The sequence below is a fragment of the uncultured Mucilaginibacter sp. genome, assembly GCF_903893715.1.
Lineage (GTDB): Bacteria > Bacteroidota > Bacteroidia > Sphingobacteriales > Sphingobacteriaceae > Mucilaginibacter.
The window spans coordinates 1-16,664 of record NZ_CAITNG010000099.1 but is presented as its reverse complement, the minus strand read 5'-3'; the positions used below and the strand labels follow the sequence as shown (position 1 = coordinate 16,664).

At 42.8% G+C, this 16,664-nt stretch carries 15 protein-coding genes; 7 read left to right on the top strand and 8 right to left on the bottom strand.

Going from position 1 to position 16,664, the window contains the following annotated elements; translation table 11 throughout:
• The first annotated feature begins 38 nt into the window (after positions 1–38).
• The gene (locus QZX97_RS11260; protein ID WP_295654758.1) at positions 39–1,169 is read left to right on the top strand and encodes a hypothetical protein; all 1,131 of its coding nucleotides are present in this window, start codon (positions 39–41) and stop codon (positions 1,167–1,169) included.
• A gap of 8 nt (positions 1,170–1,177) precedes the next feature.
• On the opposite strand, the gene QZX97_RS11255 is transcribed toward QZX97_RS11260, so the two are convergent.
• The 6 genes from QZX97_RS11255 to QZX97_RS11230 form a co-directional block, all read right to left on the bottom strand.
• Complete coding sequence (locus tag QZX97_RS11255) at positions 1,178–2,380, bottom strand: hypothetical protein (protein WP_295654757.1); 1,203 nt, start codon at positions 2,378–2,380, stop codon at positions 1,178–1,180.
• 404 nt (positions 2,381–2,784) lie between these two features.
• On the bottom strand, positions 2,785–3,111 hold the full coding sequence (locus QZX97_RS11250; protein ID WP_295654756.1) for a hypothetical protein: 327 nt from the start codon (positions 3,109–3,111) through the stop codon (positions 2,785–2,787).
• 77 nt (positions 3,112–3,188) lie between these two features.
• A complete protein-coding gene (locus QZX97_RS11245; protein WP_295654755.1) occupies positions 3,189–4,271 on the bottom strand; it encodes an efflux RND transporter periplasmic adaptor subunit in 1,083 nt (360 codons plus the stop codon).
• Between the two features lie 29 nt (positions 4,272–4,300).
• Positions 4,301–7,549, bottom strand: a complete 3,249-nt coding sequence (locus tag QZX97_RS11240; RefSeq protein ID WP_295654753.1) for an efflux RND transporter permease subunit — start codon at positions 7,547–7,549, stop codon at positions 4,301–4,303.
• Positions 7,550–7,561: 12 nt separating this feature from the next.
• Positions 7,562–8,956 (bottom strand): TolC family protein, encoded by a 1,395-nt coding sequence (locus tag QZX97_RS11235; RefSeq protein WP_295654751.1) that lies wholly within the window; start codon positions 8,954–8,956, stop codon positions 7,562–7,564.
• Between the two features lie 133 nt (positions 8,957–9,089).
• The gene (locus QZX97_RS11230; RefSeq protein WP_295654750.1) at positions 9,090–9,479 is read right to left on the bottom strand and encodes a hypothetical protein; all 390 of its coding nucleotides are present in this window, start codon (positions 9,477–9,479) and stop codon (positions 9,090–9,092) included.
• Positions 9,480–9,718: 239 nt separating this feature from the next.
• Between QZX97_RS11230 and QZX97_RS11225 the strand changes: the two genes are divergently transcribed.
• The 5 genes from QZX97_RS11225 to QZX97_RS11205 are packed head-to-tail and all read left to right on the top strand — an operon-like array spanning position 9,719 to position 14,441.
• A complete protein-coding gene (locus tag QZX97_RS11225) occupies positions 9,719–10,063 on the top strand; it encodes a hypothetical protein (protein ID WP_295654748.1) in 345 nt (114 codons plus the stop codon).
• Positions 10,063–11,277, top strand: coding sequence for a hypothetical protein (locus QZX97_RS11220; RefSeq protein ID WP_295654746.1), 1,215 nt, complete (start codon positions 10,063–10,065; stop codon positions 11,275–11,277). Before QZX97_RS11225 ends, QZX97_RS11220 begins: the two co-directional genes overlap by 1 nt.
• A 12-nt stretch (positions 11,278–11,289) precedes the next feature.
• Positions 11,290–11,997, top strand: a complete 708-nt coding sequence (locus tag QZX97_RS11215; protein ID WP_295654744.1) for a glycosyltransferase family 2 protein — start codon at positions 11,290–11,292, stop codon at positions 11,995–11,997.
• Between the two features lies 1 nt (position 11,998).
• Complete coding sequence (locus QZX97_RS11210; RefSeq protein WP_295654742.1) at positions 11,999–12,376, top strand: DUF2304 domain-containing protein; 378 nt, start codon at positions 11,999–12,001, stop codon at positions 12,374–12,376.
• 13 nt (positions 12,377–12,389) lie between these two features.
• A complete protein-coding gene (locus QZX97_RS11205; protein ID WP_295654740.1) occupies positions 12,390–14,441 on the top strand; it encodes a tetratricopeptide repeat protein in 2,052 nt (683 codons plus the stop codon).
• Between the two features lie 31 nt (positions 14,442–14,472).
• On the opposite strand, the gene QZX97_RS11200 is transcribed toward QZX97_RS11205, so the two are convergent.
• Positions 14,473–14,634 carry a hypothetical protein gene (locus QZX97_RS11200; protein WP_295654738.1) on the bottom strand — a complete coding sequence of 54 codons (162 nt, stop codon included), beginning with the start codon at positions 14,632–14,634 and terminating at the stop codon, positions 14,473–14,475.
• Positions 14,635–14,968: 334 nt separating this feature from the next.
• Between QZX97_RS11200 and QZX97_RS11195 the strand changes: the two genes are divergently transcribed.
• On the top strand, positions 14,969–15,673 hold the full coding sequence (locus QZX97_RS11195) for a methyltransferase domain-containing protein (RefSeq protein WP_295654736.1): 705 nt from the start codon (positions 14,969–14,971) through the stop codon (positions 15,671–15,673).
• A gap of 15 nt (positions 15,674–15,688) precedes the next feature.
• Here QZX97_RS11195 and QZX97_RS11190 read toward each other — a convergent pair whose 3' ends face one another.
• Entirely contained in the window at positions 15,689–16,483 is a 795-nt protein-coding gene (locus QZX97_RS11190) for a glycosyltransferase family A protein (RefSeq protein WP_295654734.1), read from the bottom strand.
• Between the last annotated feature and the right edge of the window lie 181 nt (positions 16,484–16,664).

Below are 16,664 nucleotides of genomic sequence, written 5' to 3'. Positions count from 1 at the left end.
ATATACTTTCGTAAACAAGAAAAAAAGGCAACATATTTATGAAATCAACATTATCTGCAACAATAATAACGCTATTTATATGCTCTACTGCATTTTGTCAGATACAAAAAAGCACCAGTCCGTTCGCTGTTCGTAGGGTGCGGATTAATTTTGTAGCGAAAGACAGTGTTAATTTATTACTCAACGAAGAGTTTGATTTGATTGAAGATAGTTGCGCACAGATTGTCCGTTATGCGCATTTAAACATGAAAGACCGGAAATTTACCGGAAATTTTAAAGATGTTTTGCGCGCAGATACGGGTTTGGTTTTAACTGAAGGAAGCTATAACTCAGATGGGTTAAAAGATGGTCGTTTTGTAGCCCATTATATGAACGGAACATTGCAGGCTAAAGGCTCGTTTAAAAACAATAGTTTTGACGGCCATTGGGATTTGTACTATGAAGATGGGAAACCCCAACTTAGCCTTGATGCGGTTAATAGCGAAATATCAATAGCGGATGCTTGGGACAAAGACGGAAAAAAAATAATCACTGGCGGAAAAGGCCCATATTTGATTAATATGGGGATGATTAGTTGGAAAGGCAAATTATTGAATGGTAAACCTGACGGAACCTGGCGGGCGTATAAAACAGACGATGCAACTACCACGACTGTAGTAACAGAAGAGTTTAAAAATGGTGTTTTTAAAAAAGGGAACGGGCCATTAGGGGACTATACCGATGCATCGAGATTAGTTTTGGCAGATCCGAACAATCTGCTCCCGTTTACACGGACCGAGAAACTTAGGGTTTCGGCTGTGCCATGCAATGGGGTAAAACGAAAACATATCGTAGGGGCCCAATATTCATATGGGTTGCGCGTATTTAACGAGGAAATAAAAAATGTTGTTTCGCCATATATCAGTAAAGTTAATATCAGCACGTTTGAAAATGAAATCAATATCCAAGGCTACGTAAACGAATATGGAGACCTCGAAGGGATGCGGGCCGAAAGCACTTTTCGAGGCGATGTGGCTAACGGGTTGATTCAGCAACTATCGCGCTTGCCTCGTTTAACGCCCGCTACTGTAGACGGTAAACCCACAAAGCAAAAAATCGCATTTAAGTTTACGTTTACAAAAGGTTTGTACACTTTCAGCTATCAATTTTTGCCAATTACTTTAAATTAACGCGTGAGTTAAAACACCTCCCCTAAATTAACAAAAAAGCCTTTTGAGTTTTCAAATCCATAGGCGTAATCGAGGCATACGTTAGTGTTAGAGTGTTTGTTTATTTTCACCCTAAAGCCAGCGCCTACCGACGGGTCTATTTTTTTGAAAGCACCACTCGGATAGTCTGAAAAGCTTTGACCATTCGCAAAAACCACTCCGCCGAGCAAGCCATTGTTGGTAATGCCAAAACGGTATTCGGTTTCAAGGTAAATCAGATTCACTCCCCTAAAACGTCCTATTACGTAACCGCGACCTAAATTGTTAAAAGTATCCCAACCGGTACTTGGCAAGTCAAGGTAAGGAGCCTGCCCGTTAAATGTAAACCAGTCCATATTCCAGATACCCAACACATTGTTGGTATTTGCGGGGAAACGGTAATATTTCCGTAAATCCAATTGTAACGACTCCCAATTGGCATCGCTGCCCATGGCAGTTAAATTTTGGCGGAAAATCAGGTTAGCGTATGTGCCGCCCAAGGGGTTTACAGGGTTGCGGCGCGTATCATATAAAAAAGTGAGGTCTACGCCCGAAGACACGGTCGTACTTGCAAATCCGTAGCGGTTATAATCGTTTACCGGGTTGCTAACCGGGCCGGTTTGGGTAATGTTATAATGATAGTCAAGGTTGTAACCACCACCTAAAAAAACCCCTGTAGCTACGCGCCGAAGTACTGTTTCGTAAAAACGGATATAGTTATAAACCAATGCATTGGCGTCATCTTCGGTTGTAAAACTGCCCAAGCCAAAGGTATCGTCGGGATATTTCAAGAAACGTAAGTCGCCGATAAATCGCAATTTATCGTCATCGGCCCAAATGCTCGATTGGGTAAAGAAATTCTTTTGTGCCCTCGAATCGTAAAAGCCTTCAAAATCGACAAAGGAGATGTTTTTCTTCCAGTTTTTTTGGGTATAAAACACGAGGTTGACGCTTGCATCAACCACAAAACCGGTAGAAAGCGTATAGCCAATGGCCGGCACGAACGATACAACTAATTTGGGTGTTGTCTTTCGATCTTCGGGTTTTGTTTTTTTATTGAAGATTGCGTTGATTACATCAATCATGTCGCGCTGCTTGCTCGAGTCGACTACCGCGCCATCCTCGTTTTTGTTGATTTGGCGCAACTTAGACGTATCGTTTTGCGCTCTTGCATCAACTAATAAAAAAAACAAAAATAAGGTTATTACAAGCGTGGCTAATCTCATTCGTACCCCCCACTGCCACACAGCATTTTGTTATTCATCATATTCATTATACGCGAAGAAATGATAATTTGATGAGAGAAAAATGAAATTCAGTAAAAAAAGCCTTTTTTCTAAACTTAACCCACAAATAAAGCATAGGTTGACAGGCCGCAATAAAAACAATGGTATTTTTTTAAAGGCAGCCATGGAAGAAACACTTTGACAAACATCGCCCTTCTGGCCCGGTCCATCTCCTGTTTGCACCTTTTGCATAGAGGCTTATCATGTCGCGCAACTATCTGCATTTTACAAAAGTAGCAGATTTTTTAGGTTACAGGAATTTTTGATGATTAGCTAAATAATATAATCGGAAATTGTTGCTAACAGTTTTTTTATTCTTTGGGATGCATTCTTTTAAAAAAATCGAACAGCTCTGTAAACTCGCCCGCCATCTTCAAAAAAACTTCTTCGTTTATGTTGTAAGATGTTTTCCGGTTATAATGTTTCTCTTTAATCAGCCCCAGGTGAACCATCGCTTTAAGGTGTCTTTCAATAGTTACGGGCCCTAAACCAATTACAGAAAAAACATCGTGACTAACCCAAGTGCCTTGAGCAATAATGAGCCTTATCATGGAAATCCTAACAGGGATAGCGATAGCTCTTGCAAAATGCGACAATTCAATGTCGCTTTCTAATATTTTAATGTTATCAAAATCCATGTTTTGTGATTTTATTTAATTTTTAAAAGGAGTTTGCAGCCGTCGGCGAAAAATCGGTGCCGATGGCTGCGAACCTTTTAATTGATTACAGTTCCTTCTTTTATTTCATCGTTAGCATTTTTTACGATCGTTAAGCCGGGATGTAAATTGCCAAATACCTCAGTAGAATCGTGCGTTGTCAATCCTTCTTTTATGTCGACCAATGCCGCCTTACCGTTTTGCACCGTAATTACGTACTCACGCTCGGTGGATCGCACAATGGCATTGTTAGGCACCAATAAGGATTTCGCGCCGGATAGCATTGGTATTTTTACCTCGGCATACATGCCGGGCTTTAACTGCCTTTCTTTGTTCAGCACATCAATTTCTACTGCTTCTGATCGCATACTACCCAACGCATTTGCTGAACGGCTTATTTTTGCCTGTTGCTCGCCACCCGGCATAGCGTTGAACGTAAATTTAACGGGCTTATTCAGGTCAACCTTATCAACAAAATCTTCCGGAATATAAACCTCAAGCCGCAGTTTGTTGATGTCTTGCAGGATAAGCATGGGTTGATCGGTTTCCTTACCCGGCGCAACATAAGCACCCGGCGATATGTTGCGCTGAACGATCATGCCATCGAAAGGCGCACGGATATTCAAGTAATCCTGCATGGTGCGAACAGAAGCCACATTCGATTTTTCGGCTTGCGCCATCTGCTCATCGGCTTTCATTTTGGATAAGGCATTATCCAGGTCTAATGGTGAAACCGATCCGGGTTCCTTGGCGGCTTCGCTTAACCGTTGATATTTCTCTTTACTGGCTACGGCATTCTCCTGCGCCTGCAGGTATTTGGAATTTGCCGCCTGCAATTGCGATTCCATTTCGGGCGCTTCAAGCGTCATAAGCAATTGGCCCTTGCTCACAATGGCACCACGGTCGACATACAGGTTCTTTACAAAGCCGTTTACTTTCGGGAAGATATTGACCTCGTTAAATGGTTTCAATTGTCCCGGTAAACGGGCAAAGCTCGAAAGCGCTTTTTCGGCAATGGTTCCGGTTTCGAATTTTGGTTTTGCGGATACATTGTTTTCCGTCAGGTCAACCGGTTTTTGATTGCCGGCACATGCTGCAAATAAGCAGGCTATGCCGGTTATGATGATGAATTTTGTTTTCATTTTGGTGATATTTTGATTCGGTGCGATCATTAGATTTGAGGATCAAGTTTTGATGTTAGTTCGTAATCAGTGGTTTCAACAGGCATAAGCGATGGGTCTGCGTAGTCGGTTTTATCCTGCACCCATGCAAATACCATGGGCAGTATCAGCAAGGCGGCAAAGGTTGATGCAAACAGCCCACCAATTACCGCACGGCCGAGCGGAGCTGTTTGTTCTCCTGCCTCACCCATTCCCGAGGCCATCGGTATCATACCGGCAATCATGGCCAAACTGGTCATTAATATTGGCCTGAGCCTGATGGAAGCACTGGTTACCGAGGCGCGGGTAGCGTCCTTAAACTCCAGCCGCAGCTTTTCGGCGTTGGTAACAATCAGGATGGCGTTGGCAACGGATACACCCGTTGACATAATCATACCCATGTACGATTGCAGGTTAAGCGTAGAACCACATAGCAGCAATGCTGTGATTGACCCTAAAATAACCGCGGGTATAGTTGACAAAACCGTAAGCGACACTTTGAACGATTGATAATTGGCCGCCAGCAACAGGAATATCACCAGGATGGCAAAGGCCAAGCCATTTTGTAAACTGCCCAGGGTCTCGGTCAATAAGCTCGACATTCCTTTTACCTCGGCAATTAAGCCTTTTGGGGCCGCCCCTACCGAATCCAAAGCCTTTTGTACATCGTTGGTTGCTGTACCCAAATCTTTTTTGTAGATGTTGGCGCTCACCGTGAGAAACCTGCGGGGCCCGGTACGGTCGTACTCGCCCGGCGTGTATACAGTTGTAAACGTGGCAACATCAGCCAACGTAGGGCTGCTTTGGCCTTTTAAAAGGGGGATCTCTTTCAACTCATCCATTGTATTCATCACATACTCGGGTATTTGCACCTGCACCTGATAGGTATAAGCCGATTTATCGTCTAACCACAGGTTTTTCTCGGTAAATCGGCTGGATGAAGTACTGGCTGTAACCGAACGTGCGATATCCTTTATATTCAAACCTAATTGCGCCACCTTCAGCCGGTCGAGCGTGATGGATATGGCAGGGAATTTTAGAGGCTGGTCGATTTGCACATCGCGCAGGTAAGGTATTTGCTTCAACTTGGCCAAAACCTTATTGCTGAAAGCTTCAATCTGCTCCATGTTTTTACCCGCAATCTGCACCTGTATAGGTGTTGACGCTCCCTGGCTCATGATTTTTTCGGTCATATCTATCGGCTCAAAGCTGATATCCATATCGGGTATGGCCTGTTTGATATTTTTGCGGAGCGCGTCTTTCAGTTCGTCCATATTCACCTTGTATTTTTCATCGAGGTTAACTTGCAAAACCGCCTCATGCGTACCGGTATTGAATACATATAGGTTACTACTACCAAAACTACTGGGTATCAACCCGATATAGCCTGATGAGATGGCCACGTGGTGGTCAACGGTTTTGTCGATGATATCAAGCACCTGTTTAAACTTGTCTTCGGTGCGTTCAAGCCTGGTGCCTTGCGGTTCTTTTATCCGCATCTGGAACTGGCCGTTGTTTAGCTTTGGCATCATATCTTTACCGATTATAACAAACCCCACACCTGCCAAAGCAATCACCACCACCAGGTAAACCGGTACAATGATTTTTTTGTAGGGCATCCAACGGCTGATGAGGCCCATGTAACGCATTTTTACTTTTTCGAAAAAGTCATTTTGTTCAGGATGCTCCTGTTCCTCTTTTAAATGCCTGTTAACCTGCCCTTCTTCGTTTTTGTCCAAGGCTTCACCCGCATGTGCATGCACCTTATCATGATGATAATGTTGGTATTGCTCTGCATTGATAAGCCAATTACTCATAATTGGCACCAAAGTTTGCGCGAGAACGTACGACACAATCATGGTCAACCCTATCGACATGGACAAGGGTAAGAACATGGCTTTTGGTACGCCGTTCATCATAAAGCTTGGCGCGAATACGGCGAGGATACAAAGCAATATCAGCAACAGCGGAAATGATATTTCTTCGCAGGCATCAAATATGGCTTGCCGCTTGCTTTTACCCATTTCCAGATGCTGGTGGATGTTCTCAATCGTTACTGTCGCCTGGTCGACGAGGATGCCGATTGCCAGAGCCAATCCGCTCAGTGTCATGATATTGATGGTTTGCCCGAAAAGCCCCAGCAATAACACCCCGATGAGGATAGATACCGGGATGGTAATCACCACAATGAGACTGCTCCGCCAATCGCGCAGGAATAAGAGCACCATTAAACCCGTGAGCAATGCACCCAAACCGCCTTCGGTCATCAAACTTTTTACAGCGTTCACCACAAATATCGATTGGTCGAACTCGTAGGAGATTTTGATATCATCGGGCAGCAGGTTCTGCATTTCGGGCAGTTTGCTTTTCAGGGTTTGTACCACCGTCCAGGTAGATGCATCGGCCGTTTTTACTACAGGAATATACACCGAACGTTTGCCGTTGATAAGCGCGTAATCTACCGTAATATCGGCGGCATCGCTAACACGGGCTATGTCCTTTACGTATATCGGCACGCCATTTTTGGTAATGACGGGGATATTGCCAAAATTATCGGCATTTTTTATGAGCGAATTTAAAGTGGTAAGGTACATGGTATTATCCAACCGCAGGTTACCCGAGGGCGACATCACGTTGAATTTGGACAGGGCATCCACCACTTCATCAGGTGTAAGGTTAAAACTGCGCAGCTTGTTCGGGTCAACACTCAGGATAATGGAGCGGGCGTTTGAACCAAATGGCGGCGGTGCCGATAAACCGGGAATAGTAGCGAACATGGGCCTGATGCGGGTAGCTGCCATATCGTAAATATCCTTCAGGTTTTCGGTTTTACTATCCAGCACCAACTGCCCGACCGGCAAAGACGAAGCATCGAAACGTACCACCTGCGGCGGCAAAGCCCCCGGCGGAAAGAAACTTTGCGCCCTGTTTACCTGTAAGGCTACCTGCGCGCTGGCTTCGGCCATATTGGTGCTCTCGTAAAAGGATAGTTTGATGAGCGTTAGCCCCTGTATGTTTTTGCTGCTGATATTTTTTATACCGTTTACGTACAAAAACTGATCCTGCAAACGGGTGCTGAAAAAGCCCTCCATTTGCTGCGCCGACATACCACCGTACGATTCGATAACGTAGATGGTTGGCAGGTTCAACTGCGGGAAAATATCGATCGGTATTTTTATTGCACTGAGCACTGCGAATATTAAAAGGCTCATCGTAATCACTATGGTAGTGATGGGCCTTTTGAGTGCAGATGTGACCATTGACATAGTGAATTAATTTAAGAGGTTTAAAATTTGACTAACCTGGTTCTCGGTAATGGCTTTTTGAAAAAGCGCATGGCTGTAACTGTATTTGGCACTCACATAATCTGTTTCGGCGCGGTACAGGATGTTAAGCGCGGCATTGAGTTCGATAATATCCGTCAAGCCGTTTTTGTACAGCGATAGCTTTTGCCTGTATCCCGCGTTGGCCGCGTTGAGTTGATTAGGTATCTCTTTTAGTCGTTGCCTTGCGGTATACATTTCCTGGTTGGCTTGTTGATCGTTTATGCTGAGCATGGCGCTTTCTTCCTGCAGCTTTTTAAGCGCGTAATCGGCGACGGTTTTTTCGGTGTTCAGCTTGAGCTGGCGCCGTTTTATATCGAAGAGGTTATAGGTAATGCCTACGCCAAACAGATAGTTATTTCGGTTAAAGCTCAACCCGTCCGACAGGCTGTTGAACTGGTCGTTCGCGTCAACACTTGAGCCACGCCCCCAAACCGCCCCTTCGAGCAGTATTTTGGGATTATAACTCTTTTTAACCAGGTTTTCGCGTTCCAAACTGTTTTGATAAACTGAGCGATAGAAATTGATCAACGGGTGGTTGGCCGTGTCGATATCGTCCAGGTTATCCAACATAAATTTATTGACCAGTACGGCCGATGCTGTTGTATCGGGCACTATGGATGCGGCAGGCAAGCCACTGATGGCCGATAATTGCAGTTGTGTTTGCCTGGCCTGGTTGCTCAGTTCGATATAGTCCAACCGGGCCTTCGATAGCTCGGCTTCTGCAATGCTGGTATCGACACCGGGCCTCACGCCACTTTTAGCGAGGGATAAAACCGATTTTTTGATTTCCTCGTTACGCCGGATATTGCGCAACTGGATATTCAAAAAATCCTGCAGTCGCAGCAGTTGCAAGTAATTATCGATAGCGTAAGCCTGAATTTGGTATTTTGATTCGGCAAAATTGTTTTGCTCCACCAGTATGTCGGATTTTGCGACCCGGTTTTGTGCCCCATAAGCGCCAAAATTATATACTTCCCAATCGAGGGCAGCAACGCCCAGTGTAGTGGAGGTCGCGGTAGTTACGCTGCCTGTACGTACCCCTCGGGAGTCGGATGGTACAATGCCAAAACCAAAATACGGGCCGGCATCGTTGTTATTGGTACCTACATCGGCCTGGTAATTTAACCGAAGATTGGGCAACCAGTTGTTGCGTACTTCGGCGGCTTGTGCCTTGCGGATAAGGATGGCGGCCGAATCTGAAATAAGTGCAGGCGATTTTTTATTTACCTGGACTAACAATTGTTTAAGCGTAATACTGCCCGATGGCTGTTGAGCCATCGCCTGCATTGTTAAAAACAAAAGCAGCATCACACCTAAAATTCTTCTGAAACTTTTTATCATAAAATAATTTGTTAAAAATTTACGGGAGTAATGTTAGCGGCTGAAAAGAGTTTAAGCTATCGCCATTACATTAACTCCATGATTAAAAACAGGAGGTTTTAAAATCCCATGAGGATTTTAGCATGAAGAAGGATCAGATACGGAACGTACAGAGGCTTAAATAAGAATATTGCCTGTTGATGAACAGGTATTTACGGGGAAATAGAGGGGTTGTTAACGTATTGTACAACCCAAAAATGCTGACCAAAAGAAAAGCAATTGTTACCAGTACGGTAATGTTGCTGATCAGTTTTTTCTTTTCGTCGAGTGTTGATTTATCGGTCCGCCTCAGTTGTGAGGTTTCCTGCTGATTTTTACCCGAAGTATGCCTTTTGAATATGGAGTTTGAAACAACCGGACGTGTTGTGTTGTCGACGTTATAATGCGGAAGGAAAAAAATGTGCGAAATGGCAATAAATAAATATGTTGTCGTAACAAACAACAACAAAAATTTACCGCTGCTACTATTTTTAAATGTTTCCACCTTAATTACAAAACTGTTCAAAGATACTATAAATCAAAGTAAAGAGAAAAATACCTTTTGTCACTTTTATTTTTTTGTGCCAATACAAGCTGAACGCTGTATCAATTAAAAAGCATAGGTGTTTTAAATCTAATGTTGTTAAAACAAAAAATTGTGGATATTATTGTCAACAGTATCCATTAGCAAATAATAACTATCAGGCTATTGATTGATAATCCCTTATTTAAAACTATTATATAATGGCATGGACTGATAATAACACGGTTTGCAGCAACCTATACCCCACTTTGGTACAATTAGAACAAATAGATTCGGAAGTGCTGTTCCCGGATGCCGGAAGTTTAAAAATGTCGCAGCTGCTTTTTTTTAATGCTACGGCAAGTGCTGATATCATCAGGCAGTCGGCAACTGCATTGGCAACCTTATTCGACGGTATATTTACAAACAGCTATCTGGCCGGCTATCAAAACGGGCAAAGTCAGGCGCAGGCTATTACCGCCATGATGAATATTTTGGTGAATGAACAAAATACGGTAGAAAACCTATCTGACACAATTGGCGGCCTTTATCAATTTATCAGCTAATGAAAAAACTGCTGCGTTCCTTGCTATTGCTGACACCATTGTGCTGCCATTTGTCGGTTTTTGCACAAGTGCCGATGAATCCCGCTGGTACGCCTGTCAACTCTGTTATCAATGTCACCTATCCAAGCATGAGCCCCGGCCAAGTTGACAGCATCAGAAAATCGACTATCAACAGCATTTTCTCAAACCCCGACCTATATAACGATGCTTTTGCCAAATATGTAAACAGCATCAGCGGCAAGCCAAACAGCTTGTATACTTTCATCCGAGATTTGAACGTCAAGTTTAAAACATTTCAAACCGATGAGCAATCATCGGCATTGGGCTTTCAATACAATTATGCCAACAGCTGGGCAAAAAACAAGCAGCTGCCCAACGGCAGTAAGGTGCAAAGCTTTAACATTAATTTAGACGGGAACGTTGCCTTTAAAAAAGCCTATAACCCCAGTAATTTGCTCGAATCGGCATTTTTGTATAACGGAACTTTTATTTGGGGAGGCGTATCGCAAAAAAACGACACCGCCACCGTTAGGAAATTGCAGGCCATCAACAAACAAATAAGCCAAAACCGGATACCAAACAACCCGCAGGTAAAGTTGCTATATGAAGAAGCAGCTAAACTTACCAAAATAACCGACCAGTATTATTTGGGCATCAATGTAAATACCAGTTACGAGACCAACCAGGATTTTTCGAAACGGCAGTTTGTGCCCGGCTTTTTGGTGAACGCTGGCGCAAAAGCCTGGAACAAAAGCGAGGCTCTGCAATATTTTAACCTGCCCGACTATCCATTCGCGCTGCTGCGCTTATTGACCGGCACCGATGATACCTTTCAACTATCGGGAGCTTCGTTCCCTTCGGCATTGACGGGGGTAGATTACGTGATACCGGCACAGGATAGCTTGCGCCAGGCGGTAACGGGCGCGCTAAACCCGTTCAGCCGCTTTAGGTTCGAGGCCGATTTTAAGACCAAAGCCGCAAGGGTTGGCAACAAGGCTATTTATTTTAGTTCAGATTTCAGGTGGTACAGGGAGCTTTATGCCTCGGGCGCCGAATTGAACGCGGGCATAGCCAATCAGGTTTACTTTGTGGCCACGCTCGAATCGAGCAATGGCTTTTTTGTAAGTTACTCCGCCGGCCGTTTACCGTTCGACAAAAAGAATGACAATGTTTACGGCATTGGCTTCCACTATAATTTAGGCAACTGGCAGTAAACTAAAATATCGATGTCGCAAAAAGTATTGATTATTATTCCCTGTTATAACGAAGAAACTTCGTTGCCATTGGTGCTTAAAGAAATAGGTACGATTAAACTGCCCAACGGTTTTATGATGGAGGCCGTTGTGATCAACGATTGCTCAACAGATGATACCAAAAATATAGCCAGGAAACTCTATACTACCGTGCTTGACCTGCCCATGAACCTGGGCATTGGCGGTGCCGTGCAAACAGGCATAAAATACGCTTTAGCAAACAATTTCGACTTTGCGATACAATTAGATGGCGACGGGCAGCACCCTCCTGCAGAAATTGAAAAGTTGTTATTGGCGCAGCAAAATACCGGGGTTGATATAGTGATAGGGTCGCGTTTTATTGACAAACAAGGTTTTCAATCATCATTTTTGCGCAGATTAGGTATCAATTACTTTTATTTACTGAACAGGATATTTACAGGAAATTATATATTTGACAGTACATCGGGTTTCAGGTTGCTGAACAGGAAGGCAATTGCAGTGGCAGCTGTAAGGTATCCTGATGATTACCCGGAACCGGAATCGTTGGTAATATTTGCAAAAGCCGGATTAAAAATAAAAGAGGTGGCAGTAAATATGCGGTCGCGGCTTGGTGGCAAATCGTCCATTCAACATGGGGCTTCGCTGTTTTACATCATTAAAGTAACCATTGGTATGTTGTTTTCATTTATCCGTAACTAAAATGGCCCGCATCCAACTTATCACCATCATTCTCGACATTTTGTTTATCGCCTATATTTCGAGGCTAATCATAAAGGGTAAACTGCGCGAGGAGTATGCGATTATTTGGTGTTTATGCACCTTGGTATTGGTGGTTTTTTCGTTTTGGCGTAAAGGCTTGGGCGTTATGGCCAATCTGTTTGGTGTTTTTGAACCCCCTAACCTGGTTTTTACCGCTTTTATATTCGCTATTTTGATATACCTTTTGCACCTGAGCGTAGTGGTATCGAAGCTTCAAAACAATATCCGCAACCTATCACAAGAAATAGCCTTATTAAAGGAACGCTTGGATAAAAAAGAAAACAATGGCGATGCCGGGAATAAAAAAAATGCGAACTAATTACATTTGAGCAATGTTAAAAATCAACAAAAATATTACTATTTGCGGCTTTGTGCTTCTACTGGTTTTGATAGCCGCGTACGGCAACCATTTTAACAACGGCTTCCATTTTGACGATTCGCACGCGGTGGTAGATAATGTGCATATCCGCAATATCAAAAACATCCCCCAGTTTTTTTCGGATCCGAAAATGTTTAGCGCCGACCCGGCTCACTGGGGCTTAAGGCCGGTTGTAACTACCAGCCTGGCCATTGATTACTGGCTCGGCGGAAGCTTGAACCCGTTTTATTTCCAGCTTTCAACCTTTATCTGGTTTATAGTACTTTGTGTGCTGTTGTTTTTTATGTATCGAAATCTACTCGGGCAATCTATAAAACATCAATGGTCGGCTTATATTGCCATGGGTACAGTTGCGTGGTACGCGCTGCATACCGCCAATGCCGAAACTATAAATTACGTTATCGCCCGATCGGACGTACAATCCACTTTTTGCATCGTCGCCTCTTTCCTCATTTATGTGGCTTATCCGCAAAAGCAAAAATGGTATTTGTACATCATACCTGCATTTATTGGCGTATTTGCCAAAGAAACGGTTTTAGTGCTGGTCATCTTATTGTTTTTCTACATTCTTTTATATGAGAAAGGTCTTTCCGTCGCCGATATATTTAAAGCAAAAAACTTTAAACTGATAGTTAGCGCAGTGGTAAAACTGCTGCCCTTATTTATTATAGTTGCATTGACGCAGTGGTATACCCTGTCGAAGGTAACTTCAATTCCGGGCATCACCAATCCTATGTCTTATTATATCCTCACACAAAGCTATGTATGGCTACACTATTTTATCGCTTTCTTTTTGCCGATGAACCTGAGCGCCGATACCGACTGGACGGTTATTTTAAATGTATTTGACGAGCGTATTATTGTAGGGCTTATATTTGTAGTACTGCTCATCATCGCCATTTTCAAAACCTCGGCGAAAGCCGAAACCAAACCCATCGCCTTCGGATTGATATGGTTTGCCGCGGCCCTGCTGCCAACGTCGGTGGCTCCATTCGCCGAAGTCACGAATGACCACCGCATGTTTTTTGCCTTTGTTGGACTGGCGCTAAGCGTGGTAACTTTTATTGGCCTCTGGCTCATAAAAATGGAGGAACAAATTACGGCCAACGCTAATTACCGGGCATTATTTGCTACCTGTGTTTTTTTGGTATTAGGGTTAAACGCTTTCGGGGTACACCAGCGCAATAAAATTTGGCACGACGAGGAAAGCCTTTGGTACGATGTTACTATAAAAAGCCCCTTAAACGGACGTGGGTTAATGAATTATGGTTTAACACAAATGGGAAAAGGTAATTACGCTGTGGCGGATACCTATTTTGAGCGGGCGGTTCCGTTTTTGCCGTCGTATAGTACACTGTTTATCAACATAGGAATTTTGAAAGGCGCCACGGGCAAACCGCAGGAAGCTGAACAAAATTTTTTGAAAGCCAAGGCACTTAGTCCTAATACCTACGATTCGTATGTGTTTTATGCCCGTTGGTTAAACCAGGTAGGCCGGGTGAACGATGCCGAAGCTATGGCCGAGGTAGCGGTACAGTTAAACCCGTATTCAATAATGGCACTCGATATTTTAATGCATTGCAACAATGCTTTAGCACAGTATGACAAATTAGTGAAAACCGCCACACAATACCTGGCATTGGTACCAAACGACCCAACTGCCCAGAAATTTTTGGAAGCCGGCAAAACCCACGCTACTGTTATTGAAACTGTTCTGGCTGCCCCTCAAGCCATCCAACCGACAACTACTGCCGCCGGTTACCTGGATCAAAGCCTGGCCTACTACAACCAAGGCGATTATGAAAAATGTATAGATGCTTGTAAAAAAGCGATAAAACTAAAGCCCGATTATGCAGATGCCTACAGTAATATGGGAGCCGCATATAACCAGTTAAAACAATGGCAAAACGGTATAGACGCGTGCGAGCAAGCACTAAAAATAAACCCGAATCACAAACTGGCAAAAGGTAATTTGGATTGGGCAAAAAGTAATATCAATAAATAAATTTTTCTCCAAAAGTATTGGAATGAAATACTTACTTACTTAAAATAACAATTACGCCTGTAACAATAATCAATGCACCAATAGCTTGTTTCAGATTTAAAGTTTCATTCAAAAAGAAATGATTGGTGAACAAAATAAACCCTAAAGATATAAAAGTTATAAAAACAGTGATGGTTGTAGCTTTGCCTGCCAAATAGGGTATTTTTAAAAGCGTGGCATTTATTAAAACAAAGGAAAAACGCGGCACGACCGCTAATGTCATCGACAGTATAAAGCGCCAGTTGAACACTAATGAGATAACATTGCTAAACTTGTTTAACCCGTTTGATAACAAGTCTTTGCCTCCCAACAAAACGATTGAAAAAGCATTTGAGAGGCAATAAATCAAGGTCATGAAGATTATCAATAGCCATACACCGTTCAAATTTCCAACCATCACACAATTTTGTTTTGGCAATAAAAATAGTACTTTTAACCATAACTATTGTCATCCGGCTATAAATGCATATTGCACAACCTAAACTATAATGCCCGAGCTAAGATATACCCCTACAGAGAAACTTACAGTTACACGTCCGGTAAACCGCATCGGATATTTAAAAAATGCATGCATAAATAAAAAAGTGCTCGATTTGGGCTGCTATGACGAAACCGCGCTGGTAAAGGAAAATAGCGAGAACTATCTTTTTAACGAAATATCGAAAGTATCGGCATTGCATATCGGTGTTGACAATTCCAAACTATTACCGGCCGAAGGGATTATAATAAACGACTTTGTTAAAATCCTTTTTGGTGATATTTATAAGCTTGATGAGCTTGGATTGAATAACGCCGATATTGACATTATAATTGCCGGCGAGTTAATTGAGCATTTGCCAAATACTGTGGAGTTTTTTTTAAGCATCAAAAAGAACTTTAATGGCAAAAGATTAATTTTTTCGACGCCAAATGCCACTTCTTTTTCCAATATGGTATTGTCGCTTTTTAAACGCGAGTCGGCACATGAAGATCATTTACAGGTTTATTCGTATAAAACATTAAATACTTTGTGCAAATGGGCAAAATTTGATAGTTGGGAAATCATCCCCTATCATGTTAAATACACCGAGATGATACTACGTCAAACAGGTGCCAAAAAACAATTGGTAAAATCGTTTGAGGGGATTGTTAACTCTTTCGAAACGATATTCCCCATGAGCGCAGGTGGTTACATTGTAGATGTAACGATTTGATAAATCAGCAAAAACCTAAATCAGGTTATCTTTATGCCCAAGGGTATAAAGTTTTGCAATCAGTTTAGCCATACGCTTGCCCCACATCAGTTCGAACAGGCGCAGTTCTTCCTGTTGGCGGATGCCGTTCATCAGTTGATTGGTAGTTTCGGAACCGGGGTGTATGCGGTGTTGCATTAGCTTTTTATTGATATAAACAAATGCGCCTGGTTGCAGGGCCAATTGGTACCAGGCAAACCAATCCAAGGCACATTGATAATCGGCCGGGAAGGAAAAACCACTCAATACTTCCATATTAAGCGTTACCGACGGGCAACAGATTGGGTCGCCAAAGCGAAGGACCAGTTTCTTAAAAAAATAGTTACTTATAGCATTGTTGAATGCAAACGGCCACAATAAACTTTGTTTTACGAACGCATTTAACGATGTTTTGCGGATTTGACCGTTGACAAGATCGGTATAGTTGGTAAATGCGATCTGAATTTGTTTACGACAATTGGAGGATATAACGCGTGATACCTCTTCGGCATAGGTGGGTTCGTAAATATCGTCTTGGTGTGTTATAGTCACCAATCGTGCGTTGGCATTTTCCAAAGCGAAGTTCCAATCGGTGGCTATGCTCGTTTGGCCACTGTTGTTTACATAATAAGGTATATTGTATTTGGCCGCTATGTTTTGCGAAAATGTTGTTGGGGTTGATGTTGCAATAACGATTTTGCTTTTTGCTGTTTGCCTGATAAGGCTCTTGATACACGCTTCGAGGTAGGGCGACTCTTTGTATACAGGGATAACGAATGTGTGCTCTTCCATACGACGGGTAAAGCTAAAAATTCCCTTTAGGTTTTGCTCAATAAACTACCATTTTTTGCATCGGGTTTTTAGTGACAATCATCATAAAAAAGGATGCTTTTAATGGTTGCTTAAAAACAACATATACCGGTTAAAAAAGTCTTTTTGTATTTTTTTAACTATTAATTAAATTTAATTTAAT